The 25203-nt window shown below is 46.2% G+C and carries 20 protein-coding genes; 5 read left to right on the forward strand and 15 right to left on the reverse strand.

The features are described from left to right. Positions 1-57 precede the first annotated feature (57 nt). The 10 genes from purF to AC27EZ_RS15645 all read right to left on the reverse strand — a co-directional run bounded on the left by purF (position 58) and on the right by AC27EZ_RS15645 (position 13693). Positions 58-1581 (reverse strand): amidophosphoribosyltransferase, encoded by a 1524-nt coding sequence (purF, locus tag AC27EZ_RS15600; RefSeq protein WP_487136204.1) that lies wholly within the window; start codon positions 1579-1581, stop codon positions 58-60. 14 nt (positions 1582-1595) lie between these two features. Beyond that, positions 1596-2084, reverse strand: a complete 489-nt coding sequence (locus tag AC27EZ_RS15605; protein WP_421131787.1) for a CvpA family protein — start codon at positions 2082-2084, stop codon at positions 1596-1598. Positions 2085-2215: 131 nt separating this feature from the next. Beyond that, positions 2216-2821, reverse strand: coding sequence for an SPOR domain-containing protein (locus AC27EZ_RS15610; RefSeq protein ID WP_487136205.1), 606 nt, complete (start codon positions 2819-2821; stop codon positions 2216-2218). Positions 2822-2855: 34 nt separating this feature from the next. Next, on the reverse strand, positions 2856-4127 hold the full coding sequence (gene folC, locus AC27EZ_RS15615; protein WP_487136206.1) for a bifunctional tetrahydrofolate synthase/dihydrofolate synthase: 1272 nt from the start codon (positions 4125-4127) through the stop codon (positions 2856-2858). Next, a complete protein-coding gene (gene accD, locus AC27EZ_RS15620) occupies positions 4127-4972 on the reverse strand; it encodes an acetyl-CoA carboxylase, carboxyltransferase subunit beta (protein ID WP_487136207.1) in 846 nt (281 codons plus the stop codon). Before accD ends, folC begins: the two co-directional genes overlap by 1 nt. Positions 4973-5226: 254 nt before the next feature. Next, entirely contained in the window at positions 5227-6015 is a 789-nt protein-coding gene (gene truA / locus AC27EZ_RS15625; protein ID WP_487136208.1) for a tRNA pseudouridine(38-40) synthase TruA, read from the reverse strand. A 61-nt stretch (positions 6016-6076) separates the two neighbouring features. Beyond that, entirely contained in the window at positions 6077-10246 is a 4170-nt protein-coding gene (locus AC27EZ_RS15630) for a FimV/HubP family polar landmark protein (protein ID WP_487136209.1), read from the reverse strand. Positions 10247-10609: 363 nt separating this feature from the next. Then, the gene (locus AC27EZ_RS15635; RefSeq protein WP_487136210.1) at positions 10610-11626 is read right to left on the reverse strand and encodes an aspartate-semialdehyde dehydrogenase; all 1017 of its coding nucleotides are present in this window, start codon (positions 11624-11626) and stop codon (positions 10610-10612) included. A 43-nt stretch (positions 11627-11669) separates the two neighbouring features. Further along, positions 11670-12839: a 4-phosphoerythronate dehydrogenase gene (locus tag AC27EZ_RS15640; protein ID WP_487136211.1), complete on the reverse strand. Its 1170-nt coding sequence runs from the start codon at positions 12837-12839 to the stop codon at positions 11670-11672. 98 nt (positions 12840-12937) lie between these two features. After that, complete coding sequence (locus AC27EZ_RS15645) at positions 12938-13693, reverse strand: class II aldolase/adducin family protein (protein WP_487136212.1); 756 nt, start codon at positions 13691-13693, stop codon at positions 12938-12940. Positions 13694-13782: 89 nt separating this feature from the next. Here AC27EZ_RS15645 and AC27EZ_RS15650 point away from each other — a divergent pair, with 89 nt between their 5' ends. Then, positions 13783-14475, forward strand: a complete 693-nt coding sequence (locus AC27EZ_RS15650; protein ID WP_487136213.1) for a Crp/Fnr family transcriptional regulator — start codon at positions 13783-13785, stop codon at positions 14473-14475. A gap of 114 nt (positions 14476-14589) precedes the next feature. On the opposite strand, the gene AC27EZ_RS15655 is transcribed toward AC27EZ_RS15650, so the two are convergent. Continuing rightward, positions 14590-14922: a hypothetical protein gene (locus tag AC27EZ_RS15655; RefSeq protein ID WP_487136214.1), complete on the reverse strand. Its 333-nt coding sequence runs from the start codon at positions 14920-14922 to the stop codon at positions 14590-14592. A 259-nt stretch (positions 14923-15181) separates the two neighbouring features. Continuing rightward, positions 15182-16396, reverse strand: coding sequence for a beta-ketoacyl-ACP synthase I (gene fabB, locus AC27EZ_RS15660; RefSeq protein WP_487136215.1), 1215 nt, complete (start codon positions 16394-16396; stop codon positions 15182-15184). A 324-nt stretch (positions 16397-16720) separates the two neighbouring features. On the opposite strand from fabB, the gene mnmC reads away from it, so the two are divergent. Continuing rightward, positions 16721-18766, forward strand: coding sequence for a bifunctional tRNA (5-methylaminomethyl-2-thiouridine)(34)-methyltransferase MnmC2/FAD-dependent 5-carboxymethylaminomethyl-2-thiouridine(34) oxidoreductase MnmC1 (mnmC, locus tag AC27EZ_RS15665; RefSeq protein WP_487136216.1), 2046 nt, complete (start codon positions 16721-16723; stop codon positions 18764-18766). Positions 18767-18852: 86 nt separating this feature from the next. Here the strand turns inward: mnmC and AC27EZ_RS15670 are convergent, their stop codons facing one another. The 3 genes from AC27EZ_RS15670 to AC27EZ_RS15680 are packed head-to-tail and all read right to left on the reverse strand — an operon-like array spanning position 18853 to position 20960. After that, a complete protein-coding gene (locus AC27EZ_RS15670) occupies positions 18853-19572 on the reverse strand; it encodes a FlgO family outer membrane protein (protein WP_487136217.1) in 720 nt (239 codons plus the stop codon). Between the two features lie 4 nt (positions 19573-19576). Further along, complete coding sequence (locus tag AC27EZ_RS15675) at positions 19577-20341, reverse strand: FlgO family outer membrane protein (RefSeq protein ID WP_487136218.1); 765 nt, start codon at positions 20339-20341, stop codon at positions 19577-19579. A 4-nt stretch (positions 20342-20345) separates the two neighbouring features. After that, entirely contained in the window at positions 20346-20960 is a 615-nt protein-coding gene (locus AC27EZ_RS15680; protein WP_487136219.1) for a FlgO family outer membrane protein, read from the reverse strand. 539 nt (positions 20961-21499) lie between these two features. Between AC27EZ_RS15680 and AC27EZ_RS15685 the strand changes: the two genes are divergently transcribed. From AC27EZ_RS15685 to qacK, 3 genes are all read left to right on the forward strand, one after another. Further along, entirely contained in the window at positions 21500-22981 is a 1482-nt protein-coding gene (locus AC27EZ_RS15685) for a M16 family metallopeptidase (protein ID WP_487136220.1), read from the forward strand. A gap of 2 nt (positions 22982-22983) precedes the next feature. Then, positions 22984-24378, forward strand: coding sequence for a M16 family metallopeptidase (locus AC27EZ_RS15690; RefSeq protein WP_487136221.1), 1395 nt, complete (start codon positions 22984-22986; stop codon positions 24376-24378). A 360-nt stretch (positions 24379-24738) separates the two neighbouring features. Then, positions 24739-25074 (forward strand): quaternary ammonium compound efflux SMR transporter QacK, encoded by a 336-nt coding sequence (gene qacK, locus AC27EZ_RS15695; protein ID WP_445429078.1) that lies wholly within the window; start codon positions 24739-24741, stop codon positions 25072-25074. The last annotated feature ends 129 nt before the right edge of the window (positions 25075-25203 follow it).

Here is a 25203-nt window from a genome sequence, read left to right on the forward strand (position 1 = left end):
TTTGCCAAAAAAAAGCCGCTAATTAGCGGCTTTTTTCGTTTTTAATGACGTAACAACTTAATCGTTGTTATCCATATTATACACATCTAAGTTGGTTAACTCTGCTTGCACCACTGGCGCATTGCGTGACTGCTCACCGCGTGATTGGTCAATACGCTCTAGGTATTCCTGATTCACGTCGGCAGTAATGTAGTTACCGTCAAACACTGACGTTTCAAAACGTTGAATAGCATCGTTTTCTTCACGCACCGCATCAACCAAATCAGAGATATCTTGGAAGATAAGGCCGTCGGCTTGTATCAGTTCGGCAATTTGATCAATCTCTCTACCGTAAGCGATAAGCTCGTTGGCAGAAGGCATATCAATACCGTACACGTTCGGGAAACGAATCTCTGGTGCTGCAGAGGCAAAGTACACTTTCTTTGCCCCCGACTCACGGGCCATTTCAATAATTTGACCTGACGTGGTGCCACGTACAATAGAGTCATCGACCAACAGTACACTTTTGCCTTTGAACTCAGACGATATTGCGTTTAGTTTCTTGCGCACAGATTTTTTACGCATTGTCTGGCCGGGCATAATGAAGGTGCGGCCAATATATCGGTTTTTAACAAAACCTTGGCGATAAGGCAGTTCTAACGTATTGGCAATTTGAAGCGCAACATCCATTGATGTCTCAGGGATAGGAATAACAACATCAATATCTAAATCAGACCACTCGCGCTTGATTTTTTCGCCTAACTTGCGGCCCATGTTTACGCGTGATGCGTAAACCGATATGCCATCGATAAAGCTGTCTGGACGAGCAAAGTAAACAAATTCAAAGATACATGGTGAGGTTACCGGGTTCTCGGCACACTGCTTGGTATGTAACTCGCCGTCTTCGGTAATGTAAACCGCTTCACCCGGGGCTACATCGCGAATGAACTGGAAGCCTACCGCGTCTAATGCCACGCTTTCAGACGCAACCATCCACTCTTCACCCATCTCAGTCATACGCTTACCTAGCGCAAGCGGACGAATACCATTTGGGTCGCGAAAAGCGACAATACCTTGGCCGATAATGGCAGCAACCACTGCATAAGCACCACGGATCTTTTTGTGCACCTTGGTCACAACTTCGAAAATGTGATCCGCTGATACCGATAGCCCTGCAACTTGCTGAAGCTCGTGCGCAAGAATATTTAATAGCAACTCTGAGTCAGACGTCGTGTTAATGTGTCTGCGCGCAATTTTAAAGACTTCTTCTTGCAGTTCGTGAGCGTTAGTCAGGTTACCGTTGTGCGCAAATGCAATACCAAACGGAGAGTTAACATAGAACGGCTGTGCTTCAGCTGAGCTCGACGTTCCGGCAGTAGGATAGCGAACGTGGCCGATCCCCATGTTTCCAGACAAACGCTTCATATGACGCGTATGGAACACATCGCGAACCAATCCGTTCGCCTTGCGCAAATTGAACATATTCTGGTCGATAGTCATGATACCAGCAGCATCCTGCCCACGGTGTTGAATGACCGTCAAACCATCATAAAGTGACTGTGCTACGGGCGTTTTACCAACTATTCCGACAATACCACACATGTGCGTTACCTATTTCAAGCGGGAGTTAAGAAACTGGAGCTGTCTTTCACAAATGTGAAAAACCACTCAATAATGACACCAAACTCTGGAATTAATACCGAAGTTTGCCACCACTGCGACGATGCAGCACTGGTGAAAGTATCCATAAAAAAGAGTAAGGCGCTTACGATGAGTACACCACGAAGCGCACCAAATACAATTCCAAGGGCTCTATCTGTACCAGAGAGGCCGCTTATCTGGACAAGTTGTCCAATCGCGAAATTAAGCATTCCGCCTAAAATGAGGGTAGTTACAAAAAGCGCAGCTATTGCTGCACCATTTTTTATATATGTATCGTCAATCGCCGTAAAATAAACAGCTAACTCGGCATAGAAGTTACTGGCAACAAACAGTGCAGCAAACCAAACTACCAATGAGATGGCTTCTTTAACAAACCCTCTTATCAGGCTTATTAAGGTAGATACCGCTATGATACCCAGTATGGAAAAGTCTACCCAGTTCATCGTCTCTTCATTGCGTTGTCGTTGCGTAGCATTTTGTAGCAACATGCCGGTGGCGAGATGGCGCGCATTCTAACAGAAGCTTCAAAGATTACCAGTATGTAATTGTTTAGAAGGTGTGCAATGTGTAAACATTACCCCACCTTAAACGTCGTCACTTTACCGCGTAAATCTGTCAGCTCTTTTAAATGTGGGAGCGCCGCTTCAAGTTTCTTTTTATCAAGGTCTGGCCCAACGAACACTTTATTTAACGGCCCAGAGCTGGTTTGGATACGACGACTAAACGCACGATAGCCCGCATTCTCCAATTTTGACAATAAGCCTTTCACATTCTTTTCGTGCCTAAAACTTCCCAACTGAATAACCCACCCGGCATCTTCTTCAGCGGTGGCAGGTGCATCCACCACCGTTTGATTGGCGAGATCATCTGCATCGTCATCTACTTCAGCACTTTCATTGTTTAGCGCTACTTCGGCCTCAACAATGGTGCGCGCTTCTGGCATATCGTCTATGGCAACGTCATCGGTTATCTCAACAGGGCGCTGTGACGCGTTAGCTACCCGCTCTGATGGGAAAGGCTCTGGCTCTACGATAGGCTTCTTCTGCGGCGGTGTGGGAACAGAAACAAAAGGTTCTTTATTCGTTTCTTTCTTGCCGTTTAAAAAGTCGGGTAAGAAGATAACAGCAAGCGCCACAACAATTATGGTGCCCACTAGTCTGTTCTTTAAGGCCGATGTCACATCACTCTCCTGTCTACAAAGACTTATTTTGTAATTATTCCAGTACGTCAGCGACGGTAACAAAAGAACCGAAAACTAAAATGAGTTCTCCGTCTTTGTAATCTTCCCGCGCGTTAGCGTAGGCTTGTTTCACGCTATCGCAAGTAACAATCGCATTAGCATCAACCCCTACCTGTTTAAGCGCATCACTAAGCACCGCTGCATCACAGCCTCGCGGCCCCTGCGTAGTGGCGGTATACCACTGTGCTGATAATGATGACAGATTAGCTAGGGTTTCAACAATCGATTTGTCTTTTAACATGCCAACAACCGCACGTATCTTGGTTGCATCATAATGTGCTAACCATGCCGCCATAGCAGCCGTTGCTTGTGGGTTATGCGCTACATCAACCACCACTAATGGCGATTCGCTGATTTTTTGTTGGCGACCGGGCATCTGAAGACGCTTGAGCATACGTACCAAGGCATCGTTATCTGGGAGCATATCAATGCATTCCAGTGCTGCCAAGGCCGTTGAGGCGTTCTGTACCGGAATATTCGGAATTGGTAACGCCGAAAACGTGTGCTCACGCCCCTTCCAAGACCAGGTACTATTGTCGTTGTCTTGGCCGTACAGAAAATCTTGCGTTGCCCAAACTGCATTGGCATTAAGTGTTTTAGCAACATCGTAAAGCGATGCCGGTGGATAAAGGTCGCCAATAACCGCCTTGCCATTCGCGCGCAAGATACCCGCTTTCTCTCGTGCTATCTTTTCGCGGGTATTTCCAAGCCAGTCTTGGTGATCAAGGTCGATAGTTGTGATGACCGATAAGTCAGGGTCGATAATGTTGGTGGCATCAAGTCGCCCTCCTAACCCAACTTCTAAAATAGCGACGTCTACCTGCCAGTCTTGCATCATTTTTATGGCAGCAAGCGTACTAAACTCGAAATACGTTAGGCTGATATCGCCACGGCTTTGTTCGATGGCTTCGAAGGCGTTACAAAACGCACTTTCCTGCGCAAGTTCACCGTTTAAACGAACCCGTTCGCGATACGATAACAAATGAGGAGAGCTATATACTGCAACCGACTTGCCTTGGCCAATTAACGCTTGCTCAAGAAAACAACAGGTGGTGCCTTTACCGTTTGTGCCAGCTACGGTGATAACGAGCGCATGGTCGAGGTGCAAAGACATATTGTCTGCAACCGCTTTTACTCTGTCTAGGCCCATGTCGATAGCGGTAGGGTGAATAGACTCAAGGTAATCGAGCCATTGGCTCAGAGAACGCTGCTCTGAGCCACTTTCATTATTATGTTTTATAGTCACTAATTCTTATGATGCAGCTTGGTTAACAAGCCGTGTAATCTATCACGCATATCTCTGCGGTCAACAATCATATCAATAGCGCCCTTTTCAACCAGAAATTCACTGCGCTGAAAACCTTCAGGTAACTTTTCGCGTACGGTTTGTTCGATAACGCGAGGACCGGCAAAACCAATTAGTGCTTTGGGCTCTGCAACGTTAACATCACCTAGCATGGCTAAGCTCGCCGACACACCACCCATCGTAGGGTCGGTAAGTACAGAAATGTACGGCAAACCTTTTTTGCTCATCTTTGCTAATGCAGCAGAGGTTTTCGCCATTTGCATAAGCGACATGAGTGCTTCTTGCATACGGGCTCCACCACTTGCTGAAAAGCAAATTAACGGCATATTGTGTTCTAAACAGGCATTCACAGCAGCCACAAAACGTGCGCCTACTACCGACGCCATCGACCCACCCATAAAGGCAAATTCGAAACACGCCACCACCACTGGCATACCTTTCAGCTTGCCTTGCATAACAACCAATGCGTCTTTTTCATTCGTTGATTTTTGCGCAGCGACAATACGGTCTTTATAGCGTTTGGAATCTTTAAACTTAAGAATATCCTGAGGTTCATGCTCTGCACCTAATTCAACACGATCACCTTCATCTAAAAAGGCGTCGATGCGTCGGCGAGCCGTAATACGCATATGGTGGTCGCACTTTGGGCATACTTCTTGTAGTTTTTCTAATTCACTTTTATAAAGCACCGATTGGCAAGAACCACATTTTGTCCATATACCTTCAGGCACATTGCCTTTTGTCGATGTTTGCGTACGCGGAAGAATTTTTTGAATCCAGCTCATGAAAAATGAATCCCTTGTTTTTTTAGCGCACTGGCGGTGTTTTTAGTTCGACCTTATTACCAGTACTGCATGAATGTCTGAGTTACTGCCCGAGATGCCAATTAAAAAAGCGCGACATAACAGTATAACCACTTAATATAGCGCGCTATTAGACCACAATACAGGAAAATGGAAAAAACAAAACTGGTCTAAGAAGTTGGTATGCGAACGCTGACGTGCGCTTGCAGGCCCACATACCCTATATATGCTGTCTATTATTCAGGCAAAAACAACGGCCCAAGCGCGTGTGTTGGCAAATTAAAATGCTCGGGGTACGTGACATCTACCAAATACAATCCATTCGGCTTTGCCGTCGCTGCCGCTTTGCTTCTGTCTTTTAAGGTAAGTAGCTCAGCAATCCATTCAACAGGCTGCTCGCCTGCCCCAATATCTAAAAGCGAACCGGTAATGTTACGCACCATATGGTGAAGAAATGCATTGGCTTTGATATCAATAACAACATAACGGCCATAGCGGTATACACTGACATTGGTCACGTTGCGAAATGGGGTTTTGCTTTGACATAGCGATGCCCTAAACGAGGTAAAATCTTGCTCGCCGAGCAACGCTTGGGCTGCTTCGTGCATTTTAGTTTCGTCAAGGTGGCGGTGCTCGTGCGTCACTCCATTATGCAAAATAGCGGGGCGCATTTTGTCATTATGTATAACGTAACGATAGCGACGGTGGGTTGCTGAAAAGCGAGCATGAAACTCACTATCAACCTCTTTTACCCATGTTACGGCAACAGAATCCGGAAGATTGGCGTTAACACCTAACGTCCACGCTCGTGCTGGACGCTCAATGTCGCAATCAAAATGTACAACTTGTCCAGTTGCATGAACACCTGCGTCAGTGCGGCCAGCGCACTGAACTTCAATGTCGGTGTTGGCAACAATAGACAGTGCCTTTTCAAGATGTTCCTGCACGCTGGGCACTTCTCGCTGGCGTTGCCATCCAAAAACGGCTGCACCATCATACTCAACGCCTAAGGCAATTCGCCCCATGGTCTACTTACCCTCGAAATGAAAAGTCGGTAAGTTTAGTCGCACATAAAACAAGTTGCAATTACCCTATCGACTTCAAAATTTCATCTGCTTCTTTTTTCTGCTCATCACTGCCCAATGACATCACTTCGTCGAGTAGCTCTTTTGCAGAATCAACATCGTCCATTTCAAGATATACCCGTGCTAAATCGAGGTTGGCGTTTTGGCCAGCATCTTTATCAATGTCGATAACATCGTCGTCATCACTTACGCCAGTGAAGTCAGAAAGGCTGACATCTAAATCAAGCTCGGCATCGTCAGGGTCAATATCGTTCTCGTCGTCGCCGTCATTAATTAGCGCGTCGACATCAAGAAAATCTTCTGGCGCAACTTTATCGTCGCTGCCAGCTTCTGTTGGCGCAACTTCGCTTAATAATGCTTCTAAGTCTAAATCAGGATTATCTAGTTGCATCGAGGGCGCTGATGTTTGAGCATCATCTGACGCTGGCTGAGGATCGCTATCTTCATCAATCGGTAGCGCAACGTCTTCACTGTCAGAATCTATAGACTCAAGAAGCTCATCAAACTCGGCCCCTTCTAATTCGTTGAAGATTTCATCTTCGTCGATATCATCATTTTCATGCCCAGATAACCAGTCATCTAGCCCAGGTACGTCTTTTAGTTCACTGATATCTTCTTCAGGCTTAGCACTTTCCTTATCGCCTAATGGCTGTGAAGGCTCAGATTCCGATTCAACACCATCCACTTCTTGCGCTAATGAAAAGTCATCTACGTCATCGAAAGCGTCATTGAGAATACTGTCATCAAAGTCATCGGCATCTGCGTCGTCATCGACCTGCACGTCTTCCTGCGGCTCATTACTGCTGTCTTTTGGTGCCGCATCTACATCACCGAATGATGGAATGTCGTCCATCATCTGTTTGTCGAATGCCTCTAGCGCGTCATCGAGCGGGTCTGAGCTTTCAGTTTCAGAGGCATTGTCAGGTTCAGCGTTTTCGCCGGTTTCTTCTTCGCTTGAAACCTCAGTAGCGCTTTCCCCAGCATCTTCTTCAGCGGTTTCTGGCTCTTCCTCTACAGTAGCTTCAGTTTCTGTCTCAGTTTCAGACTCGATTTCTGTTTCAGGCTCTAGCTCAACGTCTGGTTCGGCTTCAAGCTCTATATCCGGCTCAGCGTCTAGCTCGGCATCAAGTTCAGCCATTAATTCTTCAGCTAACGCGTCATCTATGTCGTCTTCAGAAGTTAGCTGCTCGTCAGTACTGTCTTTAGCTGTATCTTCTTCTGCTGTTTCTGGTTCTTCCTCTACAGCAGCTTCAGTGTCAGGCTCGATTTCTGGTTCAGGCGCTAGCTCAACTTCTGGTTCAGTCATTAGCTCTTCAGCTAGCGCGTCATCTACGTCGTCTTCAGAAGTTAGCTGCTCGTCAGTACTGTCTTTAGCTGTATCTTCTTCAACGGTGTCTGATTCTTGATCTGAAGAAGTTTCAACTTCAGGCTCAACTTCTGGTTCAGGCTCTAGCTCAGCTTCTGGCTCGGCCTCAAGCTCTATATCCGGCTCAGCGTCTAGCTCGGCATCAAGTTCAGTCATTAGCTCTTCAGCTAGCGCGTCATCTACGTCGTCTTCGGAAGTTAGCGACTCGTCAGCAGTGTCTTCAGCTGTATCTTCTTCTGCTGTTTCTGGTTCTTCCTCTACGGCAGCTTCAATGCCAGGCTCGATTTCTGGTTCAGGCTCTAGCTCAACGTCTGGTTCGGCATCAAGTTCAGCCATTAGCTCTTCAGCTGTATCTTCTTCAACGGTTTCTGATTCTTGCAGTGGAGGCTCTTCAGTTTCCGTTTCCGTCTCAGCTTCTGGCTCTAGCTCAGCTTCCAGTTCTGATAGCAATTCGTCAGTTAACGGATCGTCAAAGTCATCCGTGTCATCTGCTGCTACTTCGCTTGTGTCATCGCTTATGTCGTCACTTGGCTCAGCGTCGTCATCGCTTTCCGGCTCTAGCTCAGCTTCAAGCTCTGATAGCAATTCGTCAGTTAACGGATCGTCAAAGTCATCCGTGCCATCGCTTATGTCGTCACTCAGCTCAGCGTCTTCATCACTTTCCGGCTCTAGCTCAGCTTCAAGCTCTGATAGCAATTCATCAGTTAACGGGTCTTCAAAGTCATCCGTGTCACCTGCTACTTCGCTTGTGTCATCGCCTATGTCGTCATTCGGCTCAGCGTCTGTATCGCTTTCAGGCTCTAATTCTGCTTCAAGTTCTGACAGCAGCTCATCGGTTAGCGGATCATCAACGTCTTCATCGAAAGCAACCTCGTTGCTAATCGTGTCTTCACCGCTGTTGTCATTGCTTTCTTCGTCTTCAGCTTGCAACTCGGCAATCAAATCATCCGATAAAGGGTCTGAGAAGTCGTCGGCATTCTCAATATCATCAACGTCTATTTCATCTAGATCATCAACAATATCATCAAGACTCCGGATTGATTGGGGCGACGCAGCCCCCGTTGAAACTTCATCGTCTTCATCATCATCTAACGACTCTTCGCCTAGCCCGCCCATCATTTCAATTTGCTCGATTTCGTTAAGCAAATCGTCTGTTATCCTGTTCAGCTCTTGATTCTGTTGATTAATCTCATCATCTAACTTTTCAAGCATATCCTCGTTGATAAGCTCATCTTTGCTGTCGAGCTCATCGGTTAGCGTTGGCTCTGCGCTGTTGGCTTCCAATAAATCATCAATATCAATTTCTGGTGTGTCGTCTTCGTCTTCAACACTAGGGAGCGAAGGTGCGTCATCTTCTTGCGCCTCGGTTGGCGCTGCTTCGGCCGATTGAACATCATTTAAAATGTCGTCAATATCAAAGTCATCAATATCGGCGCTATCACTGCTGGCTTCGGCGCTTTCGGGCTGCTCGTCATTCTCACCAGCGTCTAAGTCATCGTTAGTTTCTTCAGTGTCAGCGTCGCTCTCAAACTCGCTTAATACATCATCATCATCGGCCGATAAATCAAACCCTTCTAGATCGCTGTCTTCATCACTACCCAGTACTTTATCTGACAAATCATCATCGTCGAATAAGCTATCCAAATCACTTTGGTCAAGCTCATCAGCGCCAGACTCAAACAGATCATCAGAGTCGTCGCCAGGCACTAACATGTCATCGTCTAAATCGGTAAACGATTCTAATTCGCTATCTAGGTCGTCATCGAGTTCTGAGGTTAGTACGTCATCTAGCAGTTCGTCGTCGTTAAATAGTTCATCGTCCGATAAATCACCGCCATCATCTAGGTCGGGCACCATTGTGGAAGACAGGTCGTCAATGTCGGCGTCAGGAATAGGCACTGTGTCGCTTGTGTCTTGTACTGGCGCAGGCTGTGGTGCATCAGAAGGTTTACGTTTAAGCAACCACGCAATAAGCCCACCAACGAGAAGTAACGTAAGAATACTTGAGCCAATGATCATACTCATTGGGCTGGTCAGCGCTTTTAATATCGATTGCTCATTTTCTGCATCGCGAGCAGCTTGGTCGGCTTTAATCATATCAAGCAGCTCTTGCTGCAAAGCAACTTGCATGTCTAGTTGCGCGCTTACATCGCCTTCTACTTGATTACGCAAGCTTTCAAGTTCGGTATTTACGGCGTCTACTCGCTCGTACAACTTCTTATTTTCATTAAGTAAGGCCTGCACGTTATCTAACGATGCAGAGAACTGCATGCGCAACTCGTCAAACTGGCGTGTTTGTTCCGCGTCTAAACGCGTAATTTTTTGTTCTATATTGGTTTGTGTGGCATTCAGGTCGTTTTGATTAACAAGCGGCGACGGGGGCTTTATGTTGCGTACACTTGCGCCAGGCTCATTAGCCAGTTCGGCAAATCGTCTATCGTCTTGCTCTGCGCGCATTCGTGCTTTTTCAGCGTCTATTCGTGCAATATAACGTTCAGAGGGAAGTTTTAATACCGCACCGTTAACCAGTAAATTTAGGTTCCCGTTTTCGAACGCATCAGGGTTTAATTCGTAAATAGCGTTCATGACCTGATAAACAGATAAATTATTGTTTTGTCTGTATCTATCGGCAATACGCCATAGCGTATCTTGAGAGTCTATTGGGCCATATTCCAGACCAGAAAATTGAGTAGTGGCGTCTTTAGGGCCTCTTAACTGCGTAGCGGTTTCCTGAGCATGGACATTAAAATGGGGGGCTGACAAAAAAAACGTCAGAAGAAGTAAGCCCGTCAAATGCAGTTTCATAGCGTTCCTATATGCCCTCAAGCGTCATTCCTACTTGCACGTAGGCCTTCATAGTTTGTGCACTATCTTTATAATTACGCGGTGCAAAACCTTATTCTTATCGTATGAAATTACTCATTAATGTATGAGCAAATTCCAGCGCAGTATTACATTTTAACTAGGTAGCTGACATCAACAATACCGTACTTTATTGGCGCCTTGCCACACATTGATTCCATACTGTGTTAACAAAACTATAAACCAGTTAACGAAGGCAATCTAGCTAGCACTATGTATTTGTTGAATATCGTTATATTTTGTTATCGGCGGCCAGATAAAAATGTTTACTTATCTGGCCACTTTTGCACGAGTTATACCCAAATTTTATAGATAATCTTTAATTAACGTTTCTGCAATTTGAATACTGTTCGTGGCGGCCCCTTTACGAATATTGTCTGATACCACCCACAAATTCAGGCCACAAGGGTGCGTAATATCGTTTCTGATACGCCCAACATGCACAATGTCGTTACCACTGGCACTGGACACTTGTGTCGGAAATTGGTCGGCGCCTTCATACACGGTTACCCCTGGTGCATCAGCTAACAATTGCTTTACTTGTTCGGCGTCAATTGGTGAGCGTGTTTCTAAGTGTATTGCCTCGGCATGACCATAAAATACTGGTACACGCACCGCGGTTGCATTCACCAAAATACTGTCGTCGCCCATGATTTTCTGTGTTTCCCACACCATTTTCATTTCTTCTTTGGTATAGTCGTTATCTTGAAAATCATCAATTTGCGGAATAACGTTAAACGCAATTTGGCGGCTAAATGCATCAGGTTTTACTTCTCTGGCATTAAGCAAGCCAGCGGTTTGCTTCGCCAATTCTTCCATCGCATTTTTTCCCGCGCCTGAAACAGACTGGTACGTTGCCACGTTAATACGGTCGATACCAACGGCATCTTGAATAGGCTTTAGCGCCACCATCATTTGAATGGTTGAACAGTTCGGGTTCGCGATAATATTACGGTTTCTGAAGTCGGCTAAGTCGTGCGCATTAACTTCTGGCACCACGAGTGGAATTTCTGGGTCATAACGGAAATGCGAGGTGTTATCGATAACAATACACCCTTCACTTGCGGCGAGTGGCGCATATTTCGCGGAAATACTGCCACCTGCTGAGAAAAAACCAAACTGGACTAACGACCAGTCGAAGTTGTCCGCATCAAGTACTTCTATCTCTTCGCCCTTAAATGAAACGGTCGTGCCTGCTGAACGCTCACTGGCCAGTGGGTACAGGCGGTTGATTGGGAAACCGCGTTCGGCAAGTAGTTCAATCATCGTTTGGCCTACTAAACCTGTTGCTCCTAAAACGGCAACATCAAAGGCTTGTGACATAGTATGGTGTGCTCCTTTACTGATAATTCGTTGTTAATAGCAATTATACCGTATGGCCAACAAAGCCAAACCCTAATTGCATAAGTGTTTGTTGCGCCGGGCTCGACAATGCCGACGCAGGGTTAAGTGTGTATGCAGTACACTCTCGCCTAATACGATATTTTTTGCGCAGTGATGCAAACGTACTGGCAATATCGGTGTCTGCCGCGGCAAGTGCCTCTCTCATTTTCTTGTCATCGTCGGCAATATTATAAACGCTAAGAAAGAGTTGACCGATATCGTTGATATCTAGCATTTGTGATGAAGCAGCTGAAAACAAAACATTTTTTTCCGGTAGTGTGTCCAAGAAGTCGTTGAGACTTTTGGAAACCGGTTTCCCTAACCGCGCTGCAATTTGCTCATAGATAATTTGTGTACCACGTACCTTGCCTTCAACGGAATGGCCTGCAATATGAGGGGTTACCATCCAGCAGTACGTGAGCAAATCGAGGTTTATTGACGGTTCGTTGTTAAACACGTCAAGCACTACGGTGGGAGCATTGTCTTGTTTTAACCTTGCGATTAACGCGGCCTCGTCGATAACCTCACCGCGGCATGCATTAATAAGCAGTTGAGACCTCTTTAACGAAGCAAGAACCTGCTCATCAATTAGCTTGCCAGTAGCGTAAGGGCCTGACGGAACAAAAGGCACATGCAGCGTGATTACGTCGCATTGTAGTATTTCTTCAAACGAACAGAACTCGCGTTTATCACCGGCCGCCTGTAAAGGGGGATCGCACAGTTTCACGTTAACCCCAAGGGCAACCAGCCGAGCGCACAACGCGCTTCCCACATGGCCCGCACCAACAATACCTACCGTAATATTGGGCAACGATAGTTTTTTAGCATTGTGTGCATTAAATAACGTGCTAAGCACATATTCTGCAACAGCAACGGCATTACAACCGCCGGCATCGTCAAACGCAATACCACGCTGATTTAGATACCCAGCGTCGATATGATTTGTACCCGACGTTGCCGTAGTGACAAACGACAGCGACGACGCGTTACCTAATAACGCAGCATTTATTTTTGTCGTAGAGCGGATAGCCATAATGTCAGCATCGGCGACATCGTCTGGGGTTAGCGATTGCCACGCATAACGTGTTACGTCGGCCAATTCACTTAAGTATTCGTATCCGAACGGGATTGTGTCTTCGAAGAGTATTTTCATGGCGCTAAGTTTACCCCAATATTGGCAATTAGTAACCTTAGCACCACAATATATTACGGGGGTTTGTTCTCCCGTTATCTTAACGCGTTTTTTTCATTCTACGCATCGAAACCAGGAAAGCGGCGTTCAACACGACGCTTTATACCTGGCCATGCTAACGCACCACCCGCTTGTTTAGTTACTTCAGAAGCTTGCGCACGAATACCCGCTAAAATAGCCGAGTGAATGGGGATCATAGGCTTACCAGTTGCTTGCGCTTTTAATTGAATTTCGCAAGCACGCTGCATAATAAACATGAAAAGAAATGCATCCGAAATAGTATCTGCGCAGGTAAGCAGGCCGTGATTACGCAAAATCATAAATTGAGTATCACCTAAGTCTCTCACTAGTCGTGCTTTTTCGTCGGGATTAAGCGCTACCCCTTCATACGCATGGTAAGACAGTGAAGCTAAGGGAAACAACGACTGTTGCGAGTACGCTTGCAACCCGTCTTCTAATGTAGAGACCGCTACCCCTTCAGTGGTATGAAGGTGCATGACACACTTCGCATCGTCTCTCGCTTCATGCACAGCACTATGAATAGTAAACCCCGCTGGGTTTATATCGTAGTCACTCTCCATCACTTTGTTGCCTTGCAAATCGACTTTAACTAAGCTTGACGCTGTTACTTCGTCGAACATCATGCCGTAGGGGTTGATAAGAAAATGATGGTCTGGACCAGGTACACGTGCAGAAATATGCGTAAAAATAAGGTCGTCCCATCCATACATAGCCACTGCCCGATAACACGCAGCCAGATCGACACGGGTTTGCCATTCAGCTTCTGATACTTGTTGCTTTACTGATTCACTCATTACACTCTCCACACTTAGTTTTCTCTACCTTACTGGCAAAATCATCGGTACACTGTCGTAATTACGACATTGTAAGAAATTTGTTAATAATGGAAGACCTTTCTAGTTTAGCCAGCTCCACGTGGTTTGCCGCTATCGAGCAACATTTGCAAGACGCACTACTTGATAAAGTGCGGGTTAAGCACTTGAAACCAGGCCAACAGCTTCATGCTAAAGGCGAGGACGGCGTGGGTTTTTACGGCGTTATTGAAGGCCGATTGCGCGTAGTCACACCGGGATATGATGGCAAAGAGATGCTGTTTGCCCTGCTGGGGCCGGGAACATGGTTTGGTGAAATATCTTTATTCGACAACCTTCCCCGCACGCACGACAATTACAGCGAGGGCAAAAGTAAGATAGGAATTATCCCGAAAGCCTCGTTTACCGCACTGCTTGCGAAGCACCCAGAACTGTATCGGCACTTTACTACCCTTTTATGTTCGCGCGTGAGAAGCGCGTTCCAGTTTATTGACTCTACTGCTGGGCTGTCATTAACCCATCAATTGGTACGCCGGTTATTGATGCTAGCCACCAGTTATGGTCAGCATTTACCGCAAGACGCATCGATTACATTAACGTTGTCGCAAGAATCGCTAGCACAAATGATTAATAGCAGCAGACAAACCGTGAACCAAATTTTACGCGCATTGCAACACGATGGGCTGGTGACACTGCATTACGGAAAAATTACTGTACCTGATCCGTCAGCGTTATTTTCGTTATTGGCGAGCAACGAGCGATAACGTTGCCGTTATGCACAATAGCTATAATGCTTATATAGACATAGACATAGCGGTGTAAATTGGGCGGTGCCAATTGACACGCACTGCCATCGTAGGCAGTGCGCTATTTTTTGCCTACTTTTCTTTCGCGTTGCGAATTCGCTTAAGTTGCTCAGGGGATAAGCGGATTACACTTCCCGGATAGGGACGTCCTTGAGGGTAATTCCATTCTTTCGGGGTAACAGACTCGGCAAAGTCTAAAAACGATCGACAAGTTTTACGTGAGGGCACTAAGCCCAACTTATCGGCGTACGCCGCAAGATAACGGGTATCTACATTTTCTTTTTGCAGTAGGCAATAAGCCTCTGTCGAAAACGTTTCTTCTTCTGCGTTAGCAACACCCACAAACCCCATTGTGGTTATTGCTGCAACGTATGTTAATTGACGAACTAATTTCAAACCGCTCATAGTGTTTCCTGTTTTGATTATTGTTTTTACATTTTTGTAACATTACAAAACAAGCATATGACAGATTTCATAATTCTCAAGTTATCAGACACTCAGGCCATAATAATGAGTGTAAACGTAAGTATTAACGCTGGTATTAACGTAGGTAGTGAGCCTCAAAGAACCAGCAAATGTGGTGTTTTTATTATTTTGCTGCACAAATAAAAAACGCTGCCAACGGCAGCGTTTTCGTAATCTCGCTCAGTTTACAAAACGGCAACTAGCCTTTGTATTTTTGAATGACCAACGTCGCGTTAGTACCACCAAAACCGAAGCTGTTCGACATAATCGTGTTTAACTCGGCGTTGCGGGTTTCGGTAACAATATCTAAGCCTGCCGCTGCGTCATCAAGTGTGTCGATATTGATAGACGGCGCAATGAAATTATTTTCCATCATTAGCATGCTATAAATTGCTTCATTTACCCCGGCGGCACCAAGTGCATGACCGGTTAGTGATTTTGTCGCACTGATGGGTACGCCAGACTGTCCAAATACCTCTTGAATAGCAGCCAGCTCTTTAACATCGCCAACAGGGGTAGACGTACCGTGAGTATTTAGGTAATCGATTGGCCCTTCTACATTTTGCATTGCCATCTTCATACAACGAATGGCGCCTTCACCAGAAGGGGCAACCATATCGAAGCCGTCAGACGTTGCGCCATAGCCTACTACTTCACCGTAAATTTTAGCACCGCGTGCAAGTGCGTGCTCTAACTCTTCCACAACAACCATACCACCGCCGCCAGAACTAACGAAGCCATCACGTGCAGCATCATAAGTACGCGAGGCCACTGATGGGTTGTCGTTGTACTTGGAGCTTAGCGCGCCCATGGCATCGAACTGGCTTGAAAGTGACCAATGCAGTTCTTCACCGCCACCAGCAAACACAACATCTTGCTTGCCTAATTGAATAAGTTCTAACGCGTTACCAATACAGTGCGCACTGGTTGCGCATGCAGACGCAATAGAATAGTTAACACCACGGATTTTGAAAGGGGTAGCTAAACACGCTGAAACGGTAGACGCCATACAACGTGGCACCATGTAAGGCCCAACGCGTTTAACGCCTTTTTCGCGCAAAATGTCTGCCGACAATACTTGGTTTTCTGATGACGCACCGCCAGACCCAGCAATAATGCCCGTACGGTCGTTAGAAATATCAGCGGCGTCTAAGCCTGAATCGTCGATAGCTTGTTGCATTGCAACGTAGGCATACGCAGCGGCGTCGCCCATGAACCGCATTGCCTTTCTATCGATATGTTCTTTCAAGTCGATATCAATGTTGCCCCACACTTGGCTGCGAAGGCCCATTTCTGCGAACTGGTCAGAAAATGTGATTCCCGACTTACCTGCTTTTAATGAAGCAAGTACGTCATTTTTATTTGCGCCGATACTTGAGACAATGCCAAGACCGGTGATAACTGCTCTTCTCATAGTTTACCCTTTGCGTTGATGCGGCTTATGGTAATGATTTTAAATGACGAAGTGGTCTGCTTTGCATGAACTCCTCGAACTTTATGGGCCACATCTTTGTTATTGTTCGATTGATTATGATGTACGTCATTTATATCCTTACTTTTCTCAATGTAGCATGAAAGGTATGATCAATGACTAGTGCAATTGAATAAGTTCACAAAAGCTTAACGAAGGTTGCGCTGCTTCAAGGTGCCACGTTCACGTAGTAACCATGTAGAATAACGACGTACCAACACCCAAACCAACGTAACCCGTAACGGCAGTTTAAGAGCAGCAATAATAGTGAAATCACAACAAGCCAAAGTTCATTTTAACGAAACCGGTACGCCCGTTGCCGACCATTTTGACGATGTTTATTTTTCAAACGACAGTGGTATTGACGAAACTGAACACGTGTTTATCAATGGAAACGACTTACTTGAGCGGTGGGCTACATGGCAACACCCTGTTTTTGTGATTGCTGAAACCGGCTTTGGTACTGGGCTTAACTTTTTAGTGGCCATGCGAGCATTTGCACAATTTAAAGCGCAGAACCCTTCGCACTGTTTAACCCGATTACAGTTTCTTAGCACCGAAAAATTCCCGCTTCCACATGCCGATATGCAACAAGCGCTACGTGCGTTTCCTTCGCTTTGTGAAGAAGCAAAAACATTAGGCGAACGTTACCCAATGCACCTTGAAGGGTGCCACCGCATTCACTTCGACGAATTCAATACCACATTGGATTTATGGATTGGTGATGTACATAACTTACTTCCGCAGTGGTCTACCCCTACCGATGGATTAGTAGATGCATGGTTCTTAGATGGTTTTGCCCCCAGTAAAAACCCCGACATGTGGACCGACGCCCTATTTTCTCAAATGGCGAGGCTTTCCAAACACACCACCACCTTTGGCACTTTCACGGCGGCAGGCATAGTGAAACGTGGCCTTGCGGCGGTGGGTTTTACTATTCAAAAACGCAAAGGGTTTGGCCGAAAACGCGACATGATAACCGGTACGTTTGATGTGAACTCGCCCAATACCAACCAACGCCTTCGGGCAGCAGAAGGGCCGTACTATCGCTATCATAGAGCCGCGCTAAACCACGACAGCCATGTGGTTGTGGTGGGCTCTGGTCTTGCTGCTGCGACCACGGTACTTTCGCTAGTAAAGCGGGGTATTCGTGTAACACTTTGTTTTGACGAGGACACGCTTGCTACTGGTGCATCTGGCAACCCACAAGGAGGCTTCTACCCGCAGCTTCATAGCGAAGCCAGCGTTGCCAGCAAAATTCAAGCACATGGGTTTCTGTATGCCGCCCAGTGTTATCAGCAGTTGTTCACGCATATTCAGCATGTTGAACACGATTTTTGTGGCGTATTACAACTAAGCTTTAACGATAAATCGCTAGCGCGACACAAAAAGCTTTCCGAGGCTGACGTATGGCCAACAGAACTCATTGATTATGTAACCCCAGCGCAAGCGTCTGACATTGCGAACCTTTCACTGCCCTACCCTGGGTTATTCATAAAAAAAGGGGGGTGGATTTCTCCGCCACAACTGGTAACGGCCTTAATTGAGCGCGCGGCACAATGTGGGCACCTAACCTTATTGCCCGCCCATACTTATGTTACGCACCATCTACGTAGTGAGAACGACACGCCACCCGTAACGGTGTCATTTGAAAATGGTACGTCGATTGAAGCAGACCATCTTATTTTAGCCACGGGTGCGGGCGCGGTTAATACCCAGGCGTTCAGTGCTATGCCGCTTAGGCCGGTACGCGGGCAAGTAGAAGCCATTGCCACGCAAGCGCCAATATCACAGTTAACAACGGTATTATGTCACAAGGGTTATATGACACCGGCTCTGCACGGGCGTCATGCGCTGGGGTCTACCTACGTGAAAGACGATTTAGACACGCAGGTACGGCCAAAAGAAACCCAAGATAATTTAGCCATGCACGAGCAGGCGTTATCTAAAACCGACATCATTAGCACACTTAAGCACGATGGCACGGCCAGAGCAGCCATTCGCTTAGGCTCGCCCGATCACCACCCTGTGGTAGGTATGCTAGACGACTTTATCGGGCTTAAAACGAACTATAAAATGTTGGGGTTAGGCAAACCGTTAACCTCGGCGCCCACACTGCCCAATACGCCTGTGAGTACCCTAGCCTGTTTAGGCTCTCGTGGGCTTACTACCTCGCCATTAATGGCAGAACTCTTGGTTAGTAGCTTATGTCACGAACCCTTGCCAGTTGAAAACACACTTAGCAATGCGCTTAACACCTCACGGTTTATGACAAGAGACGCAATACGCGGCCTGTTTGAAGACAACGCGTAAAAAGCATAACAGGTACACTGAATACATAACGCAAAACGCCGAGTCAATTCGCATTAACTCGGCGCTTAGTAAACTAAAAAGAAGGTTTAAAACGCGTTAGCTTGTTGGCTGTCGATTTTGTTTAAGTCGGTAACGATAAAGGCCGGAATATAAACATTGGCGCTGGCAACCACCTGCTTATTGTTAAGCGACACAATACGAGCGTTCACGCGAACGCCTCTGTCATCCTCAATAATGGTGCCGGTAACCACATGGTCCATTTCAACTTGTTTGGCTAAGCGCTCGCCCTTGCGAGTAAACACAAAATCGCCAATTGGCGTTACCGTAATACCACCGGCCAATTTAAAGTCGACAATGGCCAAGCCAAAATCTTGCAGTTCTGCAATAAGGTATTCAGACAACTGGTTACCCAAAATAGGCGCGTCGTCTAACGTATGATTAAGGCGCACAAAACTGGCAACACCAACCATATCTTGATGGGTTAAACGGGTTGCGTTGTCCATTAGCTCCATGGCTAGTTGAGACGCATAATCGTTTAACCGCTTGTGGGTTTGAGACGGGAAAAATCCGTGGTGCATTGGATCTTTGTAGCCTGGGTCAACCGCGACATGCTGTTGGTACTGGCGATCACGAGAATCGGGTGTATAAACCAGTCCAGAGCGGTTTGGTACCTGAACGGGTTCGGCATCGTGCGTAATTGTGCCGTCGTCACCTAGCCAAAACGAGCCCATCGACGCGGTATTCGTGCACCCTGATAACGTGATTGAGGCTAACGCAACAAGGCCGATAATCAAGCGAAAATTCATACTGCTACCCTCGGCTTAATTTGACACCATCGCGCATACCGTTTCGCTCGCTTCCATCGCTTGGGATAAGCGCGTCAACCACGTAAAAAGGCACAAGCATTTGTGCGCTGGCCACAACGGCTCTTGATTCCATACCTAATATACGCGCGTTTACCAGTACCCCACCTTGGTGCTTAGTCATGGTGCCCGTTAATACATATTCGATAGGTAAGCTGCTGCTAAGCTCTAAATAGTCTCGGCTAAGCACGAAATCGCCCGCTTCCGTAATGCGAATGTATTCGGTGGCTTTAAAGTCGATTACCGGCACGCGAAACTTATGAAGTTCGTGCAGAAAAGACTCAGCCATTTGGCGACCTAACAAATCGGTTTGCTGCAAGTCGGTATCGAGTAATGCGAAATGCGTGATACCAATTGGCGTTTTTTCGTTTACGTACTCCATATTGGCAATAAGGTCTTGCGTCATGTTTTTTACATAATCGCCAATGTGTTTGGTAAGCGGGCGACCTTTGTACGCACCTTGCACACTAGAATACAGCGGTGGCTGGCCAATAGCGCCGTAGGCGTCCATACCTTGACTTACGGGTTCATCATCGTTTTTTTCCATCATCGATGGAGAGCGATCTTGTGCGGTAATATCAATAACATTCATTGCGGGGCGCATTGGCTCGACAGCAGCCACCTCTTCGTCACCCGCCATCATTGCGCAACCGCTTAAAGTCGATAACGACGCAGCAACTACTAATGCTATGGCGTTGTTTAATTTTTTCATCCCGTTACCTCATACCTTGCGTGCGATAGAGAAGCCCGCCACGCGTTGTGATTTGCTCTTCTTCCCAAAATAGCTCTGCGGGAAAGAAGCGCGTTGCGGCCGCTACTACATTCTTATTACGAGCGTTAACAATGCGCGCGTTCACCATGGCACCAGACTGCTGATACACCATGGTGCCCGTAATGTAAAAATCGACCCGTTCAATGTTAGATAGCTGGTCGATATCACGGGTTAAAATTCTGTCGCTCGTATCATTTACTATTATATCGTTTGAAAGCTTAAATTCTTGAGTGCTATATCCGCGCTTGGTTGCTTCGGTAATAAGCCCCTGCTCTAACTGGTGGCCTAATAACATTAGCGGGTGCTGATGTTCACTGTTGTGCTTCATACTGTCTACTGGCACAAAACCGACGACCGCATAGCGCGACTGTCTTGCGGGCCCTACATCGGCAAATAGTTCGTTGGCTAACAAATACGTGTGATATTCCACGTTGCCAAGGGCCGGTACGGTAGCAAGCTGTGATTGAGAAAGCTCGTTAGCATTTTGCGATGACGAGCACCCCGACAAAATGCCGGTGGTGACAAGTAATAAACCTAGTGTCTTTTTAAAACGAGACATGATGTTGATCCGAATAGTTATTGCACTCATTGCGTTTACAACGCCCTTGTAATCGTTGCCCTTTAAGCGCAACGGGCGGTGTAACAGCCAACATGCGGCGTACACTATACGCAGCCATGTAATGTACTTTTATTTTTGGATTTGCAATTTTTACACCAATAAGAACAACACATTTTGAATAACTCATGAAAACCTGAATATACCGTTGCAGCGCTGTGTATACGTGGTTTTTAGGTTTTTATAAAGGCGTTGCAATTGCCGTCACGTGCTAAGAATTCACAGCCCTGTTAATAAAACGGAAAACTTTTGCCGCTTTACAGTACGTACGTTGCCGCAACAAAAACAGAAACTAGCGATGATATTCATCGTATTCACTGCCTAATTTATGACCCCCTAATGCTTGACCCCACCACCAACAAGCAGCATGCTTGTTGTTATACGCCGTACTTCATCAGGTTACCTGCTAAGTATTTCGCATTTTAGTCGGCAAGGACGTCGGTGCTGCACGGTTTACTTTCAACCTATTATAAGAGAATACTATGAAGAAGCTTTCACTCGTTGCAGCCGGCGTAATGGCCGTACTGCTAAGCGGTTGTAACCCGGCACCGACCTCAAAAGAAACCAGTAGTGCAGCAAGCGTAGACAATGCACAGCAAATTGTAGACGCCGCAAAGAATGTAGATATGGGCGTGTCGTACCAAGTACCTATCGACTACTTTACGCTAGATAACGGGCTAAAAGTGGTACTGTCGAAAGACGACACCGCGCCTACTGTAACCGTAGCGGTGTACTACAACATTGGCTTTAGAAACGAGCCTCGTGACAGAACTGGGTTCGCGCACTTGTTCGAGCACATGATGTTTCAAGGCTCGGAAAACTTGGGCAAAATGGAGTTTATTCAACTGGTTAATGACAGCGGCGGCGTGTTAAATGGCTCAACCCGCTTCGACTTTACTAATTACTTTGAAATTGTACCGTCGCATAAGTTAGAAACCTTCTTGTGGGCAGAGGCAGACCGCATGAAGGGCCTTGCCATTACCCAAGAGAACCTGACAAACCAACAAGGCGTGGTAAAAAACGAAGTTAAAGTTAATGTACTTAACCGCCCTTATGGCGGCTTTCCATGGCTAGACATGCCTCAGTACGCCTACAACAACTGGTACAACGCCCATAACTTTTACGGCGATTTAGCCGACCTTGATGCAGCGAATTTAGAAGACGTAGATGCCTTCTTCAACATGTACTATGCGCCTAACAATGCCGTACTAGCGGTAGTTGGCGACATTGACGTAGACAATGCTAAAGCCTTAGTAGAAAAGTATTTTGCTGATATTCCATCGGCCGAACTTGCACCTCAGCCCGACCTAACCGAGCTTCGCCAAGAAAAAGAAAAGGTATTCAATAAATTCGACAAACTAGCACCTAAACCTGCTTATGCGTTTGCCTATAAAATGCCGCCTAGAAACACCCCTGAATATTATGCCATGGGCATTATCGACCAAATTTTGGTACAAGGTGAAGACAGCTTGCTGTATCAAGAATTGGTAAAGAATAAGCAAATTACCGGCAGCGTTAGCGGTGGCATTAACTACGCGCTTGGCAACATGTTTAACTATAACGGCCCTATGCTGTGGACCAGCTCGTTTACGCATGACGACACCGTCAGCCGCGACACTATCACCTCGGCTATCGACACGGTTATTAACAAACTCAGTGAACAACCACTCACTAATGAAGAAATGGACCGGGCAATAGTAAAAATACGCTCTAGCCTTTTTGATGCCATTGATGGGTTTTACGGCTTTGGCCGTGCCGACTTATTAGCAAGTTTTGCCCTGTTCGACGACAATCCAGCAAAAATCAACGAAATAGAAGCGCAGTTTAAGAATGTGACACCAGCGCTTATCACCAAAACCGTACAAGAATACCTTCGCCCTACTAACCGAACCATTTTAACGGTAACGCCAGGTGAAGCCCCAAGCGAAGCGACGCCAGCCAATGCTACGGAAAAAGGAGAATAACAATGACGTTTACTAAATCACTTATTGCCTCGTCGATTGTTGCATGCTGCACCATTGGCGCATTTAGCGCCGCCGCCAAAGAAGCACCACCGGTAGGCGCGACACCTAAAGCATTTGCTGTACCAGCTACCGACACCATGACACTTGATAACGGGTTAACCGTTACCTTTATTCCTTATGGCTCGACACCTAAAGCCACCCTTAGGTTAGTTACTAATACCGGCAACATAGACGACGGCAACCATGTGTGGTTGTCTGATATAAGCTATGAAATGCTTAGACAAGGCACTCAAAACCGCTCAGCAAAAGCATTGGCTGAAACCGTTGCTAGCATGGGCGGCGAAATAAACACTTCGGTGGGTATGGATTCAAGCTTCATAGGCATGAGCGTGTTGTCTGAATTTACCGGCGATGCGGCAACGGTACTTGCCGATATGGTGCTCAATGCCACCTTTGCCGACAGTGACATTGCGCGCATTAAAACCGACAGGCAGCGCGAATTAGCGGTAGATAAATCGAGCCCCTCGTCTATTGCGTCGGAAGCCTTTTACCAATCGGTATATGGTAACCATCCTTACGGCACGCTGTTTCCCACAGAAGAAAGTTTGGCCGAAATTAGCGCCGACAACACCAAACAGTTTATTGCAACCAATGTTATACCAAACCGAAGCCACTTATATGTGTCGGGCGTGTTTGACAAAAACCAAGTAGCCAACGCGGTAAAAGAAGCTTTCGGCAGTTGGAAGAAAGGTGCAATGCCTGAACGCAACATGGTGCTTACCCAAGCAGGCCCAAGCCTAACGGTTATAGAGCGAGAAAACGCACCACAATCGACCCTTCGATTAGGCTTAGCCACCCTCTCGCCTGCCCATAACGACTACATGACGTTAAGCGTAATGAACACGTTATTAGGCGGCGCTTTTTCAAGCCGTATCACCTCTAACATTCGTGAAGACAAAGGCTACACATATTCGCCAAATTCAGCTGTAGTGAACCGCGTGGGAACGGGCATGTGGTATCAAGCTGCCGACGTTACGGCTGAGTCTACCGGCGCCTCGCTTTACGAAATAATAAAAGAAATTAACCTACTGGCCACTGAAGCGCCTAGCAAAGAAGAACTTGCCGGTATTCAAAATTACTTATCGGGTATTTTTGTATTACGTAACTCGTCGCGTAGCGCCATTATCTCCCAATTAGCATTTATTGAATTGCACGGGTTAGATAAAAGCTACTTACAAGACTACGTAAAAAACATTTATGCCATTACGCCAAAAGACATTAGTGAAGTAACTGAAAAATACCTAGACGTAAGCAAAATGCACTTAACCATTGTAGGCGACACCACCACCGTAACGCCGCAGTTAAAAGAAGTGAAAGCGCTAGCGCCGTTTATGTAAGGTTGTGTAAAAGAACACAAACAAAAAAACACCCGCTACGTTAGTAAAAAAAATACAGCACACCGTTTGGTTGCTGTATTTTTTTGGTGTGATGAAAATAAAAAGGAAATATTCCGCATTTAGCACAGCAGACGTTGCGTTGATAATTTAACACTTTGTTTATTGGAAATTTTCTTGTAAGTTATTGTTTATGAAAATTATGATAAATGGAAAATATCCACGTTGCATAAAGGATTTTTTCCGTACACTAAATTGTTAGATGTAATTAACCGGAAAGTTGCGCACGAATAATTTTTTTCTTCAAGACTGCAATTTTAAGAGAAAAAGACATATACTCCCTTCGAATCATATTGGAGGCGGATCATGAAAAGCTGGTTATTTCTTACTATTGCGATTCTTGGAGAGGTAGTTGCAACATCTGCATTAAAGTCCAGTGAAGGTTTTACGAAGCTCGTACCATCTTTCATCGTAATTGTTGGCTATGGAATTGCATTTTATTTCCTTTCATTGGTCTTGAAGTCTATTCCTGTAGGGGTGGCCTATGCAGTTTGGTCTGGCCTTGGCGTAGTATTAGTCACTGCTTTTGCATGGGGGCTTTACGGGCAAAAGATTGATGCATGGGGTTTCGTGGGTATTAGTTTAATAGTTTGCGGTGTATTGGTTTTAAATTTGCTTTCTAAGGCAAGCGTTCATTAAGTGGCACTGGCATCTAACAATCGGCAGCAGGCGGACAGCCTACACTACGCGGTTTTGTGTTACTCGCTGCGCTCAAACATTAACACAAAACCGCTCCGTTACGGCTGCCGCTGTGCCGGGCGTTAGAAG

This window comes from Alteromonas sp. 4NH20-0056 (assembly GCF_057539655.1).